This is a genomic window from Microbacterium schleiferi (assembly GCF_038150145.1).
In the GTDB taxonomy this organism is placed as follows: domain Bacteria; phylum Actinomycetota; class Actinomycetes; order Actinomycetales; family Microbacteriaceae; genus Microbacterium; species Microbacterium schleiferi_B.
Map to the genome: position 1 here is coordinate 61,443 of NZ_JBBWSA010000011.1, position 17,193 is coordinate 78,635.

Genomic DNA, 17,193 nt, shown 5'->3' on the forward strand with positions numbered 1-17,193 from the left:
TGACCACCTGACACGGGATCCCAGGTCGACTGCGACCCCGTGTCCGCCCGGCTCACCCGAGAGGCTTCAATGTCGAAGACCGTACCCGCCGTTGTCGGCGACGCCCCCGAGGCGCCGACCCGCCCGCGCCTCGGCCGCCGCATCGGCCTCATCGCCTACAGCGTGCTCGTGGGGATCGTCGTGCTCGCGTTGGTTGCCGCGGGAGTCGGCGTGTGGTTCGTGAATCGCTCGTTTCCCGAGACCGAGGGAACGGTCGCCCTGGATGGGCTGTCGGGCACCGTCACCGTGCAACGCTCCCAACTCGGCATCCCGACGATCACGGCAAGCTCCACCGATGACCTCTTCTTCGCGCAAGGGTACGTGCACGCCCAGGACCGTTTCTGGGAGATGGACTTCCGTCGCCACGTCACCAGCGGTCGGCTCGCAGAGCTGTTCGGTCAGTCGCAGGTCGGCACCGATGCGTTCCTGCGCACCCTCGGCTGGCGTGAGATCGCCGAGCAGGAAGTGGCGGCGCTGGATGAGACGACCCTCTCGTATTACCAGGCGTACGCCGACGGGGTGAACGCGTATCTCGCCGACCGCGACGGGGCAGACATCTCGCTGGAGTACGCGGTCCTCGGCCTGCAGAACGCGGACTATGAGATCGAGCCGTGGACCCCCGCCGACTCGGTGGCCTGGCTGAAGGCGATGGCCTGGGACCTCCGGTCGAACATCGAGACCGAAACCGAACGAGCACTGCTGGCCACCTCCTACACCGACGAGCAGCTCCTCGAGCTGTACCCGCCCTACCCGTTCGACGAGAACCCGGTCATCGTCCCCGAGATCACCGAGGTCCCCGCGGCTACCGAGCCCGCACAAGCTGCTGCCGCCGGTATCCGCTGGACCGAGGTTTCCGACGTCGTGAGCGCCGTCTCGAAGCTGATCGGCGATGCGGGCGAGGGCATTGGTTCGAACTCGTGGGTCGTGGCGGGTGACTACACCGACACCGGGATGCCGCTGCTGGCCAACGACCCGCACCTGGGCGCATCGCTGCCGAGCGTCTGGTATCAGGCGGGTCTGCGCTGCGCGGTCGTGAACGACGCCTGTCCGTTCGATGTCGCCGGCTTCAGCTTCTCGGGCGTGCCCGGCATCATCATCGGGCACAACGCGTCGATCGCGTGGGGCTTCACCAACCTCACGACGGATGTCGTCGACCTCTACATCGAGAAGCTCGACGGCGAGCAGTACTGGCGCGATGGTGAGCTCGTCGACCTCGACACCCGCACCGAGACGCTGAAGGTCGCAGGTGGCGAGGATGTCGAGCTCACGATCCGCTCGACGGTGCACGGCCCGATCATCTCGGGCCTGACGGCGGACTTCGATGCGATCGCCGCTGACCCCGTGGTCGGCACGGCAGGCGCCACCGTCACCCCGACGGCTGAGCCGGAGGGCGAGAGCGCCGTCAGCATCCAGTGGACCGCGCTGCAGCCGGGAACGACGGCCACGGCGATCTTCGAGCTGAACGCCGCCACCGATTTCACCGGATTCCGCGCAGCCGCCGAGAAGTTCGTCGTGCCGGCCCAGAACTTGATCTACGCGGATGTGACGGGCAACATCGGCTACCAGACACCGGGGCAACTTCCGATTCGCGGCGCCGGAGACGGGTCGATGCCCCAGCCCGGGTGGGACTCGGCCTACGACTGGCAGGGCTACATCCCGTTCGCGGATCTGCCGGTGGCCTACAACCCCGACGAGGGTTACATCGTCACCGCGAACAACGCGATCGTCGACCAGAACTACCCCTACTTCCTCACGCGGGACTGGGACTACGGATGGCGCGCAGCCCGCATCGATGACCTGCTGCAGCGAGCCATCGCCGAAGGGCCCGTCACCGCCGAGGTGATGCGCGGCATCCAGGCAGACAACCAGTCCGAGATCGGCAAGACGCTCATCACCGCCTTCGAGAACCTTCGGACCGGCGACGAGGCGACGGATGCCGCACTCGACCTGTTGCGTCAGTGGGACGCCCAGAACGACGCCGACTCGTCGGCCGCCGCGTTCGCGAATGTCGTGTGGGACGAACTCGCGCAGAACCTGTTCACCCGCGGTCGATCGACGCCGGTTCCCTTGACCGCCCAGTCACGGCAGTTCCTCGTGGTGCAGAACCTGCTCGCTGACCCGAGCTCTGCCTGGTGGACGAACACCGAGATCGGGGTATCCGGCCAGCGGGAGATGCTGGAGGCCAGCGCCCGCAGCGCGACCGAGATCCTCACGACGGCGCAGGGATCGAACCCGCTCCAGTGGCGGTGGGGCACCCTGCACGCGATCACACTCACCCACGAGACGTTCGGCACCTCGGGTATCGCGCCGATCGAGGCCCTGTTCAACCGCGGCCCCTTCCCGGTTGGTGGCGGCTCCTCGGTGGTCAACGCGACCGGATGGCCGCTCGGTGAGGGTTTCGCGACGACGGCGGTGCCGTCGATGCGCATGGTCGTCGACCTGAGTGACTTCGACGCGTCAGGCTGGAACCACCTGACCGGCGCGAGCGGTCACGCGTTCCATGAGAACTACACCGACCAGACAGCAACGTGGCAAGCGGCAGGGCTCACACCGTGGGCCTTCACTCGGGATGCTGTGACCGCTGCCACCGAGCACACCCTCACTCTCGAACCCGCGAACTGAGCCTCAACCGGGATCGGCGCCGGTCTCGGGGCGGGAGGTCTCGATCTCGGCGTCGGCGAGTTCGTCGACCACGAGGTCATCGACGTCCATTGTGCGGTTGCGGTAGGCCTGGCGCCCCACCATATGAGCGGCTAGCGGCGATGCCGCGAGCTGGATCAGGATGATCGGCACGATGAACGCGACCACTGCCCAACTGCGCTGTGCAAGGGCGATCGCGAGACAGATCAGAATGACACCCAGGACCTGGGGCTTGGTCGCGGCATGAAGACGGCTCGGAACGTCGCGGAACCTCGCGAGGCCGATCGCTGCCGTCACGCACAGCAGTGCGCCAATCAGGATCAGCACGAGGGCCGCCCCGTCCAGAAGAGCCGCGATCTCAGCATCCGTCATTTCGTCACGTCCTTTCGGGCGACGAACCGAGCGATCGCGATCGATCCGAAGACGCCGACCGCCGCGATGATGAGCAACACGGGCAGGGTGCGGGTGTGGTGTCCGATCACCATGTCGGCACCGAGGACGCAGACGACCTCGGTCAACAACACATCGGACGCGACAGCGCGATCGAGGATCGAGGGCCCCACGACGATGCGCCACAGCGTGACGAGCGCCGCTGCCGTGAACGCGATGTAGATGGCGATGATCAGGATCGTCGAGATCGTCATGACACCTCCGCTTTCTGCGCCTGCCGAAGCCGGTGCAGCTGCTCGCGCGACCCGAACGCCCGGGTCAGCCGCGCCTCCCACAGGAGCGTCTCCCGCCGATTGGCTTCGATCTCCTTCTGGCCGCGCACGCCGATGATGTGCAGGTACAGGATGCGGCGATCACGGTCGGCATCCAGCACGAGCGAGCCGGGAATGAGCGAACACGTGATCGCGGTGTGAGCCATCAGCAGGTCATCATCGGTGCGCAGCTGCACGCCGATCACTGCAGTGCCGGGCTGTCGACGCAGGTCGAGCACCTGCCACGCGACACTCAGCGAGCCGCGCACCAGCCCCCCGAGGAAGGTGACGACAAATACCAGCGCGTACCAGAGGTTCAGCCGCCGCGACAGCTCGACCACCGGCAGGTGGAAGACGGTAGTGACCGCGATGGCGGCGATAAGCCCGGTGAGGAAGGCGAGCATCGTGAACTGTCCCCACAGCAGCATCCACAGCACCGTCAGCCACAACAGGACGGGAAGCTGTCGCCAGATGGCCGTGAAGAAGCCGACGGGCTCGGGGGAGCGATCTGTCACGGCAGCACCTCCCCGCTCATGTCGACCGATTCATCGAGCTGGACGACGGTGATCGGCTCCAGCAGCGCGCCGCCCACACGAGCGCAGATCTCATACAGCGGCCCCGCAAAGATGGTCAGTGCGACGCTGACCGCGACCATCCCCGCGGTGGCTGCCGTCATGATGCGCGGAATCACGCGGCGTTCGGTGATCGTCGTCGCTGCGGGAGCAGCCTGCAGGTAAGCCGTGCGCTGTGAGGTCTCGCTGGAATCGTCATCCTCTCGCCAGAACGAGAGGTTCCACGCTCGCATGAGCGCATACAGGGTGAGCAGGCTCGTCGCGATACCGGCGACGATCAGGGTCATCATCAACGGTGTGCCGACGGCAGCGCCCGCATCGAACAACGCGTACTTGCCGATGAAGCCCGAGAAGGGCGGCAGACCGCCGAGGTTCACCGCCGGGATGAAGTACAGCAGCGCGATGACGGGGGCTGCTCGCATGAGCCCCTTGACCTTGAGGATCGAGGTGCTGCCGGCCCGGCGCTCGACCAGGCCCACCGCGAGGAAGAGCGTCGTCTGCACCACGATGTGGTGGACCATGTAGTAGATGGTCGCCCCGATCGCAGCGGGCGTCGCGATCGCGATCCCGAAGATCATGTAACCGACGTGGCTGACCAGGGTGAACGACAGAATCCGTTTGAGCTCTGCCTGCGCGACGGCACCCAGGATGCCGATGACCATCGTCGCGAGAGCCGCGATGAGCAGGATCGTATTGAGGTCGTTCTCGAGGAAGATCTGGGTTTCGGTGCGGATGATCGCGTAGACGCCGACCTTCGTCAGCAGGCCCGCGAACACCGCCGTGACCGGCGCTGGCGCCGTCGGATACGAGTCGGGAAGCCAGAACGACACGGGGAAGACCGCTGCCTTGATCGCGAACGCGAGCAGCAGCATGACGTGCAGCACGTACTGCGTTTCCTGCGGCAACTGCGTCATCCGGTCGGCGAGCTGGACCATGTTGACCGTTCCGGTCGCGCCGTAGATCATCGCGATCGCCGAGAGGAACAGGATCGACGAGACCAGGGAGACGACGATGTAGGTGATGCCCGCACGGATGCGTTGCTCGCTGTTTCCGAGGGTGATGAGCACGTACGACGCGACGAGCAGAATCTCGAACCCGACGTACAGGTTGAACAGGTCACCCGCGGTGAAGGCGACGAAGATACCCGCCGCGAGGATGAGGTAGGTCGGGTGGAAGATCGAGACCGGGGTGTCGTCGTCGCCGTCGGCGGCTCCCTGCCCGATCGAGAAGAGCAACACGGCCAGCAGTACGACGCTCGAGACCATGACGAGCAGCGCCGCAAGGCGATCGACATAGAGCACGATCCCGAAGGGAACGGGCCAGCCTCCCACCGACACCGCGAAGGGGAGGTTCGACGCGTCGACGGCTACCAGCAGCACTGTCGCGATCGCGAGCGTTAGAACGAGCGTGACGACGGAAACACCCACCTGAACCCGGCGGTGGCGTCCGGCGATGAGCGCGATGGCAGCACCCAGCAGCGGCAGGGTGACCAGGAGGGGAACGAGGGCGGTCATGAACCTGATCCCTTCGTCCGATCATCCGTGGCTTCGGATGCGAGGAAGTCGCTCGTCGCGTCGTCGTCTTCGGGTTCGATCTCCTGATCCATCTCGTCGTCGGCTCGCATGCCGCGTTCGCGCAGCGCGACATCCGCTTCGTCTTCGTCGAAGGTGTCGGCCTGCCCCAGCTGCCAGGAGCGGTAGATCAGCGCGAGCAGGAACGCCGAGATCGCGAAGGTGATCACGATCGCGGTCAACGTGAGCGCCTGCGGCAGGGGGTCCGACATCTCCTGAGGTTCACCGTCGCCGTAGAACGGCGCGATACCTGGCCGCCCCATGACGATAAGCAGCAAGAGGTTGGCTGCGTTGCCGAGCAGGAGGAACCCGATGAGCACGCGCGTGAGGCTGCGCTCGAGCATCGCGTACACGCCGGCGGCGAAGAGCACCGCCATGATGACGATGAGAACGATCGAGACGTTCACGATCCGCTCACCTCCTCGCGTGCCGCGACCGACGTCCCCGCTGCGTTGGCCTGGCGGTCGACCTCGGCGCCGAGACTGCGCAGGACATCCAGCACCAGTCCGATCACGACCAGGTAGACACCGACGTCGAAGATCGTCGAGGTCACGAACTCGATGTGCCCGAGCACGGGGACCTCGGCCTCGAAGATCGCTCGCGTCAGCGGCTCGACACCGAAAGCGAGCGGGATGATCGCGCAGGCTACGGCGATGCCCATGCCGATCCCGAGGAAGCGCCCGGCATCCGTCGGCGCAGCTGCGCCGAGTTCGTAGCGACCCCCGGCGATGTATCGCATCACCAGGGCCATCCCGGCAACGAGACCCGCTGCGAACCCACCACCGGGAAGGTTGTGCCCGGCGAACAGCAGATACAGCGACACGATGATGATCGAGTGGAAGAGGATCCGCACCACGATCTCGAGCAGGATCGACCGGTTCTCGGGGCGCACGCGCTGACCTCCGACGAGCCACGCGGTGCGGCTAGGAGCACCTTCCACGTCTGCCTCGGTCAGCGGCGTGCGGCGACGCACCGCGCGCTGGGCACGCTGGATGATCGGCGCCGTGATCTGCGGCAGCGTCTCGGAACGATTCGTGACGAAGACGAGGGATGCGACACCGGTGGCGGCGAGCACGACGACCGAGAGTTCACCCATCGTGTCCCAACCACGCAGGTCGACAAGCGCGACGTTGACGACGTTCTTGCCGTGCCCGATCTCATAGGCAAGTCCCGGGAAGGCCAGCGAAATGGGCACATCGACGCGGGCACCCGTCGCCACGATGGCGACACCGGCCATCGTGAGTCCCACGAGCACGGCCAATATTGCGCGGCCGACGGCAAACGACGAACCGTTATGGGCGCCCAGGCGCGACGGGATGCGGCGCAGCACGAGCGCAAAGGCGACCAGGGTGACGGTCTCGACGAGGATCTGGGTGAGGGCGAGATCGGGTGCACCGCTGGTTGCGAAGAGCACGACCATACCGAGGCCGGTGACCGAGACGAGCACGACACCCGTGTAGCGCTTGCGGGCACGGACGGCGATGACTCCGGCCGCGATCATCACCGGAGCAACGGCGAGTTGCACGGGCGTGTGGAAGGCGTCGAGGTCTGCCTGCCAGTCGGATGAGGCAAACAACGCGGTTCCCTCGCCGGCCACGAGCACGAGGAAGATCGTGGCGACGTAGACCGGGAGTGAACCGCGCTGGACGAGCGTGGTCGTCAGCACCGAGAGTCGCTCGATCATCCGCAGCGACCCGTTGTAGGCATCCACTGCCGTGAAGGGAAGAACGCGCCGGCGTCCGACTCCCCGCGCCGTGAACACAAAGAGCGCGGCACCGAGCGCGATCGTGCCGAGCGAGATCCACAGGGCAGGTTCGAACCCATGCCACAGCGATAGATACGCGGGGTGCTCCGGTGTGGGGACGCCGGGGCTGGCCGCGGGGGCGAGATCGGCGTACCGTGCGAAAGCCCCATCCAGAAGCGGTGCCGCGAAGCCTGCAGCGAGGCTCAGGACGGCCAGCGCCACGGGCGCCGAGGCGAATCCGGCTGACGGATCCGGCCACGATACCCGAGCCATGTCGCGCTTGGTCCAGAAGGCGCCCCACACGAATCGGATGCCATACGCCGCGGTCAGCACTGAACCGACGACGACAGCCAGAAGCGCCACAAGGCCCCATACGGAGCCGCCGACCGCCTCATCCAGGAGGGCTGCGAGCGCACCCTCCTTCGCCACGAACCCGACGGTGGGGATGATTCCGACCATCGACGCGATCGACACGATCGCAGCCGTGGCAAGGACCGGCGCCTGGCGCCCGAGTCCGCTGATCTCGCGAAGATCGCGGGTTGAAAGCTGGTGGTCGATGATGCCGACGATCAGGAACAGCGCGGACTTGAAGAGGGCATGACTGAGCAGCAGAGCGAGTCCCGCCAGGGCGGCATCCCGCGTGCCATACCCGAGCACGACCATGAGGAAGCCGAGCTGACTGACAGTTCCGTAGGCGAGAAGGCGCTTGAGATCTGTCTCCCGCAGGGCCTGCCACCCGCCGAGCAGCATCGTGAAGCCGCCGAGTCCGATCACGATCGGGTGCCATGCGGGGTTCTCGGCGAAGACCGGCGCCAACGCTGCAACGAGATAGATGCCGGCTTTGACCATCGCAGCCGCGTGCAGATAGGCCGACACCGGTGTCGGGGCAGCCATCGCGCCAGGGAGCCAGAAGTGGAAGGGGAAGATCGCCGACTTGCTGAGCGCTCCGACCAGCAGCAAAACGAGCGCCGCGGTCATGACGGGACTGACCGGTGGGTCGGCGAGGATCTCGGACAGGCTCGAGGTTCCCGCCTGCACCACGACGAGTACGACACCGATGAGCATCACCAGCCCACCGAGAGTTGTCACCAGAAGCGCCTGCAGGGCAGCGCGCCTGCTCGCCGCACGTCTGTTGTAGTGGCCGATCAACAGATACGACAGAACGCTCGTGATCTCCCAGAACATCACGAGCACGACGACATCGTCGGTGAGCACGAGCCCGTACATCGCCCCCGCGAACGCGAGCAGCACGGCGGCGAACTGGCCGAGCTCTTCCTTCCCGTCGAAGTACCAGCGGCAGTACAGCAGCACGAGAGCGCCGACTCCGGTGACGATCAGCGCGAGGACCCACGACAGGGTGTCCATCCGCATCGACAGCTCGATATCGAGAGGTTCGATCCAGGTGAACGATTCGAAGGGGATGTCGCCAGCAAGCACTCGGGGTGAAAGCGCCGCGGTGTACACGAAAGCCCCGAACGAGACCGCGGCGGCGGCGAAGAACGCCCTCGGCCCCCACGCCCGCACGAGCAGCGGAAGTGCAAGTGACCCGATCGTGAACGCCACGAGAACGAGGAGCATGCCGGCCTCCTCGTGGTCGTCGTCCCGTCGATGCTGCGGGATCGGGCGATCAGGGTGTGGCTTTCATCCTATCCGGGCAGTGTTCAGGCGCGGCCGGTGGATGCGGGATAACCCCGGGGAACCGGTCCTGCCGTCGTGCCGACACGGAAGGAACACGTGAACGTGACGGATGCCGCATCCTCGCCCGCCAGCATCGCCACGACCGCGGCGCCCGCCGCCCGCCCTTTCTCGACGGCCGGCTGCACGAGGGTGGTCAATTCGTAGGCATCCAGACCGTCGACCTCGACGCCGTCGAAACCGGTCACGCTGAGATCCTCGGGAACGCGCAGGCCGCACTCTTCTGCCGCACGGATGACTCCGGCAGCGAGCAGATCGGTCTGGGCGATCACTGCCGTTGGGCGGTCGGGTCCGGCGAGAATCTCGCGGCCGGCAATCAAGCCCTCATCGATCGAACTGGTCACCGCTGCGTATGTCGGAGCATCGGGGTAGACAGCCCGGGCACCCGCCAGGCGCGCCGCGGTCACATCGACCTCAACGGCATCGGCGGGGCCGAACCAACCGCGGGCGCGCGACGGGCGGATCGGAAGGGTGAGCAGCGTCACCCTCTCGTGGCCGAGGTCCCGCAGATAGCTCGCTGCCCGCTGCTGCGCCGCACTGTTGTCGAGTTCGATCCGCGGGATGTCGGGCCCCGCGTCCCCTTCGATGATGACGACCGGCACGCGGCGAGCGCGCAGCACGTCGAGCGAGGGCTGGCGGGTTTGGCCGAATCCGACGAGCACCGCGGCGTCGATCGGCGCGGAGGTCATCGCCGACGGCACCTCGATCGCACCGCTGTCGGTGCCGGTTGCCGGCGCCGCAGATGACGTCTCATCCGGCAGGAGCAGGAGTCCGGCGCGAAGCGGTGCCACCCCCTCGGCGATCCCATCCATCATCGCGATCGTGACCGGGTCATGAAAAGCCGAACGCAGCGAGCCTCCGAACACGACGCCGACGATGCCGGACCTGCCCCGACGCAGCGACGCCGCGCGGGGATCCGGACCGGTGTACCCGAGCGCCTCGGCAGCCGCCAAGACCCGACGTCGCGTCTCGGCCGAGGCAGGCGCGTTGCCGCTGAAGACGACGGACGCCGTGGATGCCGAGACTCCGGCTTCGCGCGCGACGTCAGTGATCGTTGCCCTGCGCTCGCTCATGGTGCCTTGATGGTACTGGCTCGCACGCGCAGGTCACCGTGAGATGGTGCGCATCGAAACGATTCGATACACTCGTCCGGTGGACACCGCTCTCTCTCGCGCTCAGATCGTCCGATGGCGCACGGCTGTCTTCACGATCTTCTTCCTCAGCGGTCTGAGCGTGGCGACGTGGGCTGCGCGGGTACCGGCGATCAAAGCGACGCTCGGTGTCGACAACATCCAGATCGGCTTCATGCTGCTGGGCGCGGGCCTCGCATCGATCATCGGCCTCTCCCTGGCATCCGTCGTTCTCGCCCGGTTCGGTGCCCGCCGAAGCATGCTCGGCGCCATCCTCACTTTCTCGGTCGGTGTCGCACTCGTGGGAATCGGTGTCGACGTCGCGAATTCGTACATTCTCGTGATCGTCGGTCTCGCCCTGTTCGGCCTGGGTAACGGATCCGTCGACGTCATGATGAACGTCGAGGGAGCCGCGATCGAGAAGACGATCGGCAAGACGATCCTTCCCCTCTTCCACGCGTTCTTCAGTTTCGGCACCGTCGCCGGCGCGGGGCTTGGTGCCCTGGCTATCGCGATGAACCTCAACGTCTTGACGCACACCGCGGTAATCGCCGGCCTGCTGGTGCTGACTGGTATCTGGGCAAGCGCCAACGTGCCGGCCCGAGAGATCGCGATGGACCCGGATGCCGACCCGGAGCCGGCCCAGAAGCCACGCATGCGCGAACGCCTGAGTGTCGCCCTGTCGGCATGGAAGGAGCCCCGCACCTACACACTCGGGATCATCATGCTCGGGATGGCGTTCGCCGAGGGCGGCGCCAACGACTGGCTCGCGCTCGGCGTCGTGGACGGCCACGGCGCAAGCGAAGCGCTGGGGGCGATCGGCCTCGCCGTATTCTCGGTCAGCATGACGGTCGTCCGGGTCTTCGGCGGGCCGCTCGTCGACCGCTTCGGCCGTGTTGCCACTTTGCGCGTGCTGTCGGTGCTCGCGGCATCCGGCCTGCTGCTGTTCATCCTCGCGCCGAATGTCCCGCTCATCTTCGTCGGGGCGGCGCTCTGGGGCGCGGGTACCTCGCTCGGCTTCCCGCTGGGGATGTCGGCAGCCGCCGACGACCCCGCGAAGGCTGCAGCACGCGTGAGCGCGGCGGCCACCATCGGTTATGTCGCGTTCCTGTGCGGCCCGCCGATCCTCGGGTTCATCAGCTTCCACATCGGCGTGCTCAACACGCTGTACATCCTGGTCGTCCTCGCGATCGCCTCGGGGCTCGCGTCGGGAGCTGCCCGTCCGCTCCCGGTGCATGCCGCCGTTCCCGCGGGCGGCGAGCGGACTGCGGGCCGTTAGGCTCGACGGGTGCGTCTTGTCATCGCCCGCTGCACCGTCGATTACACCGGCCGACTGAACGCGCATCTCGCGCTCGCGACCAGGCTCCTGGTGCACAAGGGTGACGGGTCCCTGCTCGTGCACTCGGACGGCGGCTCCTACAAGCCCCTCAACTGGATGAGCCCGCCCTGCTCGCTGGTCGTAGAAGAGCCGGATGCCGAAGCCGCCGACGTCGGCGTCATCGAGCAGTGGCGCGTCACGCATGCGAAGACCGGCGACGCCCTCCTCGTGCGGATCTACGAGGTCGTCCACGACTCCACGCATGAGCTCGGCATCGACCCGGGCCTGGTGAAAGACGGCGTCGAAGCGGACCTCCAGCGTCTCCTTGCCGAGCAGGTCGAGGTCATCGGCGACGGCCTGAGTCTCGTTCGTCGCGAGTACCCCACGCCTATCGGCCCCGTCGACCTGTTGCTGCGCAATCCCGACGGCGGCACGATCGCCGTCGAGGTCAAGCGCCGCGGCGACATCGATGGCGTCGAACAGCTCACGCGTTATCTCGAGCTGCTGGGTCGAGATCCGCACCTCGCGCCGGTGACGGGAGTCTTTGCCGCCCAGGAGATCAAGCCGCAGGCGCGCGTGCTGGCGACTGACCGCGGCATCCGGTGCGTCACGCTCGACTACGAGGGAATGAAGGGCATCGAGTCGGGAGCGCCCCGCCTGTTCTAACGGGGAATCCAGCGACTGCCGCCCCGCTGGGTTCCCCTAGCGTGGAGGCATGCGATCTCCCTGGACCTGCGTGCTGTGGGACGTCGACGGCACCGTCGTCGACGCCTCCGACGGCATCCTTCGCCGCCTGACCACGACCCTCGAGCACTTCGGCTACCCCGCACCGACCCGGGCCGAGCTCGTCCACTGGATCGGCCCGCCGATGTTCGAGTCCTTCCAGGTGAACCTCGGCATGACGCCGGAGCAGTCGACGGATGCCGTGGCGTACTACCGCGCCCTCAGCAAAGCCGACGGCTACACGACCGGTGCGCAGTTGTTCGACGGGATCGGAGAACTCATCGCCGATCTCGACAGCGCCGGCATCCCGCAGGCGACCGCCAGCTCGAAGCCGGAAAACCAGGTCGTCGCCCTCATGGAGCATTTCGCGCTGTCGCCGCACCTGCGTGCGATCACGGGCGCCACTCCCGACGAGCGTACGCTGAGCGCGAAGGCCGACATCGTCGCTGAAGCGCTGCGGAGACTGCGGGCGGTGGGTGTCGACACGTCGCGACCCGTGCTCATCGGTGACCGTCACCACGATGTCGACGGGGGCGCCGCGAACGATGTGCCGGTGATCTTCGTGCGGTGGGGCTTCAGCTGGCCTCACGAATCCGAGGGCGCACAGGCAACGGTCGACGACGTCGCGTCGCTGCGCGAATTGCTGCTGACCTCGACAGAATAGGTGCGCAGGAGGGCAACGATGACCGACACCGCAGCGACCGAGACCCCCGCGCGCCGGGCGTCCGGGTTCGGGATCCGAACCGCGGTGTCGCGGATGCCGGCCACGATCGTGTTCGTGCTCACGCTGCTCGCTGTGGGCATCATCTCGCAGGGGCTGTGGCGATCGTTCAAGCACAACCCGCTCTTCGCGGAGGTCGCATACGGACTGCCGGCGTTCCTCGAGGGCCGATGGTGGACGCCGATCACGGGAACGTTCTTCGTCGTGCATCCGTGGGTCTACGCCATCACTCTCGCGAGCTTCATCGGCATGGGCTACCTCGAGTGGCGCCGCGGGACGCGAGTTGCCCTCGCGTACTACGCGGTGGGGCAGCTGTTCGCGATCTTCGCCAGCGCACTGGCCCTCTGGCTCCTCGCCTTCACTGCCTGGCCCTGGGCGCAGCGCGAGGCACTCGCCCTCGACGTCGGCCCCTCCGGCGGCACCATGGCCTGCCTGGCGGCCGCGGCTACGCTCCTCCCCTCCCCGTGGCGCTCACGGGCGTGGCTGGTGCTGCTCGGCGGTAGCGCGGTGGCGCTGCTCTATTGGGGCTCGCTGGCGGATGTCGTGCACGCGTTCGCGATTCTGCTCGTTCTTGTCGTGGCCCGGCCGCTACGCCTTCGCCGCGTGAGCGTTCAAGAGCAGCGATTCGTCGCTTTGGTCGCTGTCCTCGCCCTGGCAGCGATCGAGACGCTAACCTCGATCGTTCCGACCGATGGGCCCTTCGGCCGGACCGAGCTCGGCGGCGGATCCTGGATCGACACGGCGATCGACGTCATCATCCTGCTTCTGGTGGCCAGGGGCCTCTTTCGCGGTCGACGCTGGGCATGGGTCATCGCCGTCATCCTCGCAAGCATCAACGTTGTGCTCGGCATCCTGGTCGTCGCCCTGTACGTCAGCTTCCCTGCCGCCGACCTCACGTGGGACGGCGACCCGTCGGTCACCGTCGCGACGGCGGTCCTGTGGGGCATCCTGCTCGTCTACCTGGCCTGGGTGCGCGGAGCATTCCGCGGGCGACGGCGAGCCAAGTTGGGCCTCAGCCCCATCCCCACGGTCGGTGAGGTCCGCGAGATGCTGCACGCTTTCGGCGGCGGCACCCTCTCGTGGATGACGACCTGGGAGGGGCTGTCGTACGCCCGCACGAGGTCGGGAATCGTCGCCTACCAGAGGCGCTCGGGAGTCGCCCTCGTGCTCGCCGACCCTCTGGGGCCGCCGGAGAGCCGCGCAGAATCGGTGCACGAGTTCGTCTCGACGGCAGAGAGCGCGGGACTCATCCCCTGCTTCTTCTCGGCGGATGAAGCTACCCGCGCGCTCGTGCCGGAGGGCTGGCGCAGCCTCATCGTCGCTGACGACACGATCGTCGACCTCGCAGGGCTCGAGTTCACGGGCAAGCGGTGGGCTGCGGTTCGCACCTCACTGAACCGCGCGAGCCGCGAAGAGATGACGTTCCGGATGACGCGCCTGGCCGACGAGCCGTGGGGCATCCAGCAGCAGTTGCGGGCCATCTCGGACATGTGGGTCGGCGACAAGGGACTGCCCGAGATGGGCTTCACCCTGGGCACGCTGCACGAGGCCGCCGACCCCGAGGTGCGGCTCGCCCTGGCGATCTCACCGCACGGCGACGTCGACGGGTTCCTCTCGTGGCTGCCCGTCTACGGCAAGGGTCGGATCGAAGGGTGGACCCTCGACCTCATGCGCCGCCGCGAGGGCGGGTTCGGGCCGGTGATGGAGTTTCTCATCGGCTCGTCGGCACGGTTCTTCGCCGACGAGGGGGCGGGAATGCTTTCCCTCTCAGGTGCTCCCCTCACGCACGACTATCCGCCGGACGCGGGGATGATTGCCGACATCACCGAGCGGCTCGCCGACATGCTGGAGCCGGTGTACGGCTTCCGATCGCTGCACCGGTTCAAGGAGAAGTTCCATCCCCGCTACGAGTCGCTGTACCTGCTGTATCGAGACGAGGCCGACCTGGCTCGGATCGGAATGGCGTTGACCCGAGCCTTCCTCCCCGACGCGTCGCTGCGTCAGCTCGCAGGATCGAGTCGAGAACTCCTCCGCAGCGGGCGCTGAACACCAGCCCATCGAACACGGTGCCATCGAACGCCCGGGCCGAGCAGCGCTCCAGACCCGGGCGTCGACGGATCCCCCCGGATAGATCGCGCCAAAGCGCGACAAGCCACACTCTATCGACACCGCAACGGCGCGGGTACTAGGGCTGGATGAGTTGTCCGGCCCACTCAGGACGCCGCGAGGAAGACGGCGTCACCGCCGGTGTTGAGCACCGTCCACACGCCGCCGTCGATCTCCTCGGCCGGGACGCTCACAGCGACGTTTGCCGACAAGTCCTCGGCCGGCGGATACACCGTTCCGATCGACCAGAGCTGGTTCGGCACGTCGGCGGCGGCGTTCTCGAACAGCTCGTAGCTACGTCCGCTCGCCCCGATATAGCGAACGACCAGCGACGCCCAGGGGTCGATCCCGAGAGTTTCGGCATCCGCGGGATCCTCACCTGCCTCCGCCAGCTGATCACGGATCGCATCCCAGTCGATGAGGATGCGCATCGGCAGCACGACATACCCGTCGCCGACCTCGGTCGCCGCTGTCGCACGTACCGACCATGCCGACCCGTCGGCGAGTCGAATGGTCTCACCGACCTCGAGCGGATTGGCGCGGGTTCCCGGCGTCGCCTCTGCGCTCTCGCTGACCGAGGGCGTCGGGCTCGGATCGGGTATCGACTCTGCGGTGCACCCTGTCAGCGCGATGCCCACGATCGCGAGGGCGGCCAGGGCCGCGGCAGGCTGGAATCTCATGACGCCTCGAGTCGGGTAGGACGAAAAGAAGGCCCCTCTCGGGACCTTCCCTCCTGTGCGCGAGGGGGGAGTTGAACCCCCACGCCCTTTCGGGCACTGGCACCTGAAGCCAGCGCGTCTGCCTATTCCGCCACTCGCGCGAACCGCGGCGGACCGCGGATCAACTTCCCGAGGATATCACGACAGATCGGCGCGTCGGGCCCCGTATCAGCGCTCCGGCGAAGTCGTCCATGGCCTGTTCAGAGTCTCCAACTAGCATGGTCCCACCGCTCTGCCTGCCTGAGGAGATCCGTGGGACTACTTGACAGCTTCGAGAAGGGGCTCGAACGCGCCGTGAACGGCGCGTTCGCGAAGACCTTCCGTAGCGGGATCCAACCCGTCGAGATCGCATCCGCCCTGCGCAGCGAACTCGACAAGAAGGCTGCCGTGGTGGCCCGGGACCGGATCCTCGCCCCGAACACCTTCACCGTCCGGCTGGCACCCGCCGACGACGAACGGATGCAGGCGATCGGTCAACCGCTCGTCGACGAACTGGCCGAGCTCGTCACGAAGCACGCGCGATCGCAGGGATATACCTTCGCCGGCCCCGTCTCGGTGACCATTCGCCGAGACGATGCCCTCTCGACCGGAACGCTGCAGGTCGACTCAACGACCGCGCAGGGGTCAGTGTCGTGGCGCGGTGTTCTAGACATCGCGGGCCAGCGGCATCCGCTCGTGAAGGCCCGCACCGTGATCGGCCGCGGTAGCGACGCAGACATTACGCTTGCGGATGCCGGCACGAGCCGCAGGCACGTCGAGGTTCTCTGGGACGGCGAGCGCGCGATGGTGCGCGACCTCGGGTCGACCAATGGCACGCTGCTGAACGGTCGCAAGATCAGCGAGTCTCCCCTGCCGCCGGACTCCACCATCACGATCGGCCGCACCGACATGGTGTTCCGCATCGTCGCGCAGGCCTCCGCGCCGGCCCGACAGCCGGCATCCGATGCCACGCGGGCTTTCGACGTGTTCGACGGGGGCGGACGCGCATGAGTGAGCTGACACTTCTGCTGCTGCAGATCGGGTTCCTGCTGCTGCTGTGGTTCTTCGTGTTCGCCGTCGTCTATGCCCTGCGCGCCGACGTGTTCGGCGTGCGAGTTCGACGGATGCCGGAAGCTGCAGCGCCGGTCGGACCTGTTCGGCGCGAAACGGCACCGGTCGCACCCTCGCCACCGCCGGCACCCTCCGGAGATGCCGGCGGACCCGCGACGAAAGACACGGTTTCGCGCATCGTGATCACGAGTGGCCCGAAGGCCGGTCTCGAACTCCCCCTGGGAACCGAGCCGCTGACGATCGGGCGCTCCAGCGAGTCGGGCCTGGTCATCCGTGACGACTACACCTCGAGCCACCACGCCCGCCTGCTGCTCTGGGGCGAGCAGTGGATGCTGCAGGACCTCGATTCGACAAACGGCACGTGGCATGACGGTGCGCGTGTGAGTGCGCCGGTCGAGGTGAAGATCGGAGCCCCGATCAAGGTCGGCGCCACGACCTTCGAGCTGCGGAAGTAACGGCCGACC

Annotated in this window: 15 protein-coding genes and 1 tRNA gene; 7 read left to right on the plus strand and 9 right to left on the minus strand. The window is 67.1% G+C overall.

Annotated features, from left to right (window positions below; translation table 11 throughout):
• Positions 1-69 precede the first annotated feature (69 nt).
• Positions 70-2,661: a penicillin acylase family protein gene (locus AADH62_RS12660; protein WP_341579783.1), complete on the plus strand. Its 2,592-nt coding sequence runs from the start codon at positions 70-72 to the stop codon at positions 2,659-2,661.
• A 3-nt stretch (positions 2,662-2,664) separates the two neighbouring features.
• On the opposite strand, the gene mnhG is transcribed toward AADH62_RS12660, so the two are convergent.
• From mnhG to AADH62_RS12695, 7 genes are all read right to left on the minus strand, one after another.
• On the minus strand, positions 2,665-3,051 hold the full coding sequence (gene mnhG / locus AADH62_RS12665; protein ID WP_341579784.1) for a monovalent cation/H(+) antiporter subunit G: 387 nt from the start codon (positions 3,049-3,051) through the stop codon (positions 2,665-2,667).
• Positions 3,048-3,323, minus strand: a complete 276-nt coding sequence (locus AADH62_RS12670) for a monovalent cation/H+ antiporter complex subunit F (protein ID WP_341579785.1) — start codon at positions 3,321-3,323, stop codon at positions 3,048-3,050. Before AADH62_RS12670 ends, mnhG begins: the two co-directional genes overlap by 4 nt.
• Positions 3,320-3,895: a Na+/H+ antiporter subunit E gene (locus tag AADH62_RS12675; RefSeq protein WP_341579786.1), complete on the minus strand. Its 576-nt coding sequence runs from the start codon at positions 3,893-3,895 to the stop codon at positions 3,320-3,322. The genes AADH62_RS12670 and AADH62_RS12675 overlap by 4 nt, the downstream gene beginning before the upstream one ends.
• Complete coding sequence (locus AADH62_RS12680) at positions 3,892-5,466, minus strand: Na+/H+ antiporter subunit D (protein ID WP_341579787.1); 1,575 nt, start codon at positions 5,464-5,466, stop codon at positions 3,892-3,894. Before AADH62_RS12680 ends, AADH62_RS12675 begins: the two co-directional genes overlap by 4 nt.
• On the minus strand, positions 5,463-5,930 hold the full coding sequence (locus AADH62_RS12685) for a Na(+)/H(+) antiporter subunit C (RefSeq protein WP_341579788.1): 468 nt from the start codon (positions 5,928-5,930) through the stop codon (positions 5,463-5,465). The genes AADH62_RS12680 and AADH62_RS12685 overlap by 4 nt, the downstream gene beginning before the upstream one ends.
• Entirely contained in the window at positions 5,927-8,845 is a 2,919-nt protein-coding gene (locus AADH62_RS12690) for a Na+/H+ antiporter subunit A (RefSeq protein ID WP_341579789.1), read from the minus strand. Before AADH62_RS12690 ends, AADH62_RS12685 begins: the two co-directional genes overlap by 4 nt.
• An 83-nt stretch (positions 8,846-8,928) precedes the next feature.
• Positions 8,929-10,035 carry a LacI family DNA-binding transcriptional regulator gene (locus AADH62_RS12695; RefSeq protein WP_341579790.1) on the minus strand — a complete coding sequence of 369 codons (1,107 nt, stop codon included), beginning with the start codon at positions 10,033-10,035 and terminating at the stop codon, positions 8,929-8,931.
• A gap of 79 nt (positions 10,036-10,114) precedes the next feature.
• On the opposite strand from AADH62_RS12695, the gene AADH62_RS12700 reads away from it, so the two are divergent.
• From AADH62_RS12700 to AADH62_RS12715, 4 genes are read left to right on the plus strand one after another with little or no spacing between them, the layout of a single operon-like run.
• On the plus strand, positions 10,115-11,371 hold the full coding sequence (locus tag AADH62_RS12700) for an MFS transporter (protein WP_341579791.1): 1,257 nt from the start codon (positions 10,115-10,117) through the stop codon (positions 11,369-11,371).
• 9 nt (positions 11,372-11,380) lie between these two features.
• Positions 11,381-12,076, plus strand: coding sequence for an endonuclease NucS (nucS, locus tag AADH62_RS12705; protein WP_341579792.1), 696 nt, complete (start codon positions 11,381-11,383; stop codon positions 12,074-12,076).
• 49 nt (positions 12,077-12,125) lie between these two features.
• Positions 12,126-12,797: an HAD hydrolase-like protein gene (locus tag AADH62_RS12710; protein ID WP_341579793.1), complete on the plus strand. Its 672-nt coding sequence runs from the start codon at positions 12,126-12,128 to the stop codon at positions 12,795-12,797.
• An 18-nt stretch (positions 12,798-12,815) separates the two neighbouring features.
• Entirely contained in the window at positions 12,816-14,900 is a 2,085-nt protein-coding gene (locus AADH62_RS12715; protein WP_341579794.1) for a DUF2156 domain-containing protein, read from the plus strand.
• 167 nt (positions 14,901-15,067) lie between these two features.
• Here the strand turns inward: AADH62_RS12715 and AADH62_RS12720 are convergent, their stop codons facing one another.
• Positions 15,068-15,640, minus strand: a complete 573-nt coding sequence (locus AADH62_RS12720; protein WP_341579795.1) for a hypothetical protein — start codon at positions 15,638-15,640, stop codon at positions 15,068-15,070.
• Positions 15,641-15,696: 56 nt separating this feature from the next.
• Positions 15,697-15,780 (minus strand) — tRNA-Leu (locus tag AADH62_RS12725).
• Positions 15,781-15,931: 151 nt separating this feature from the next.
• Between AADH62_RS12725 and AADH62_RS12730 the strand changes: the two genes are divergently transcribed.
• Both AADH62_RS12730 and AADH62_RS12735 read left to right on the plus strand, forming a co-directional pair.
• Positions 15,932-16,669 carry a DUF3662 and FHA domain-containing protein gene (locus AADH62_RS12730; protein WP_341579796.1) on the plus strand — a complete coding sequence of 246 codons (738 nt, stop codon included), beginning with the start codon at positions 15,932-15,934 and terminating at the stop codon, positions 16,667-16,669.
• On the plus strand, positions 16,666-17,184 hold the full coding sequence (locus AADH62_RS12735; protein WP_341579797.1) for an FHA domain-containing protein FhaB/FipA: 519 nt from the start codon (positions 16,666-16,668) through the stop codon (positions 17,182-17,184). Before AADH62_RS12730 ends, AADH62_RS12735 begins: the two co-directional genes overlap by 4 nt.
• Positions 17,185-17,193: the final 9 nt, after the last annotated feature.

Excerpts from the sequence above, each read along its gene's own strand:
- AADH62_RS12660 (WP_341579783.1), top strand. The coding sequence starts at position 70 with ATGTCGAAGACCGTACCCGCCGTTGTCGGCGACGCCCCCGAGGCGCCG.
- mnhG (WP_341579784.1), bottom strand. The coding sequence starts at position 3,051 with ATGACGGATGCTGAGATCGCGGCTCTTCTGGACGGGGCGGCCCTCGTG.
- AADH62_RS12670 (WP_341579785.1), bottom strand. The coding sequence starts at position 3,323 with ATGACGATCTCGACGATCCTGATCATCGCCATCTACATCGCGTTCACG.
- AADH62_RS12680 (WP_341579787.1), bottom strand. The coding sequence starts at position 5,466 with ATGACCGCCCTCGTTCCCCTCCTGGTCACCCTGCCGCTGCTGGGTGCT.
- AADH62_RS12690 (WP_341579789.1), bottom strand. The coding sequence starts at position 8,845 with ATGCTCCTCGTTCTCGTGGCGTTCACGATCGGGTCACTTGCACTTCCG.
- AADH62_RS12695 (WP_341579790.1), bottom strand. The coding sequence starts at position 10,035 with ATGAGCGAGCGCAGGGCAACGATCACTGACGTCGCGCGCGAAGCCGGA.
- AADH62_RS12710 (WP_341579793.1), top strand. The coding sequence starts at position 12,126 with ATGCGATCTCCCTGGACCTGCGTGCTGTGGGACGTCGACGGCACCGTC.
- AADH62_RS12715 (WP_341579794.1), top strand. The coding sequence starts at position 12,816 with ATGACCGACACCGCAGCGACCGAGACCCCCGCGCGCCGGGCGTCCGGG.
- AADH62_RS12720 (WP_341579795.1), bottom strand. The coding sequence starts at position 15,640 with ATGAGATTCCAGCCTGCCGCGGCCCTGGCCGCCCTCGCGATCGTGGGC.
- AADH62_RS12735 (WP_341579797.1), top strand. The coding sequence starts at position 16,666 with ATGAGTGAGCTGACACTTCTGCTGCTGCAGATCGGGTTCCTGCTGCTG.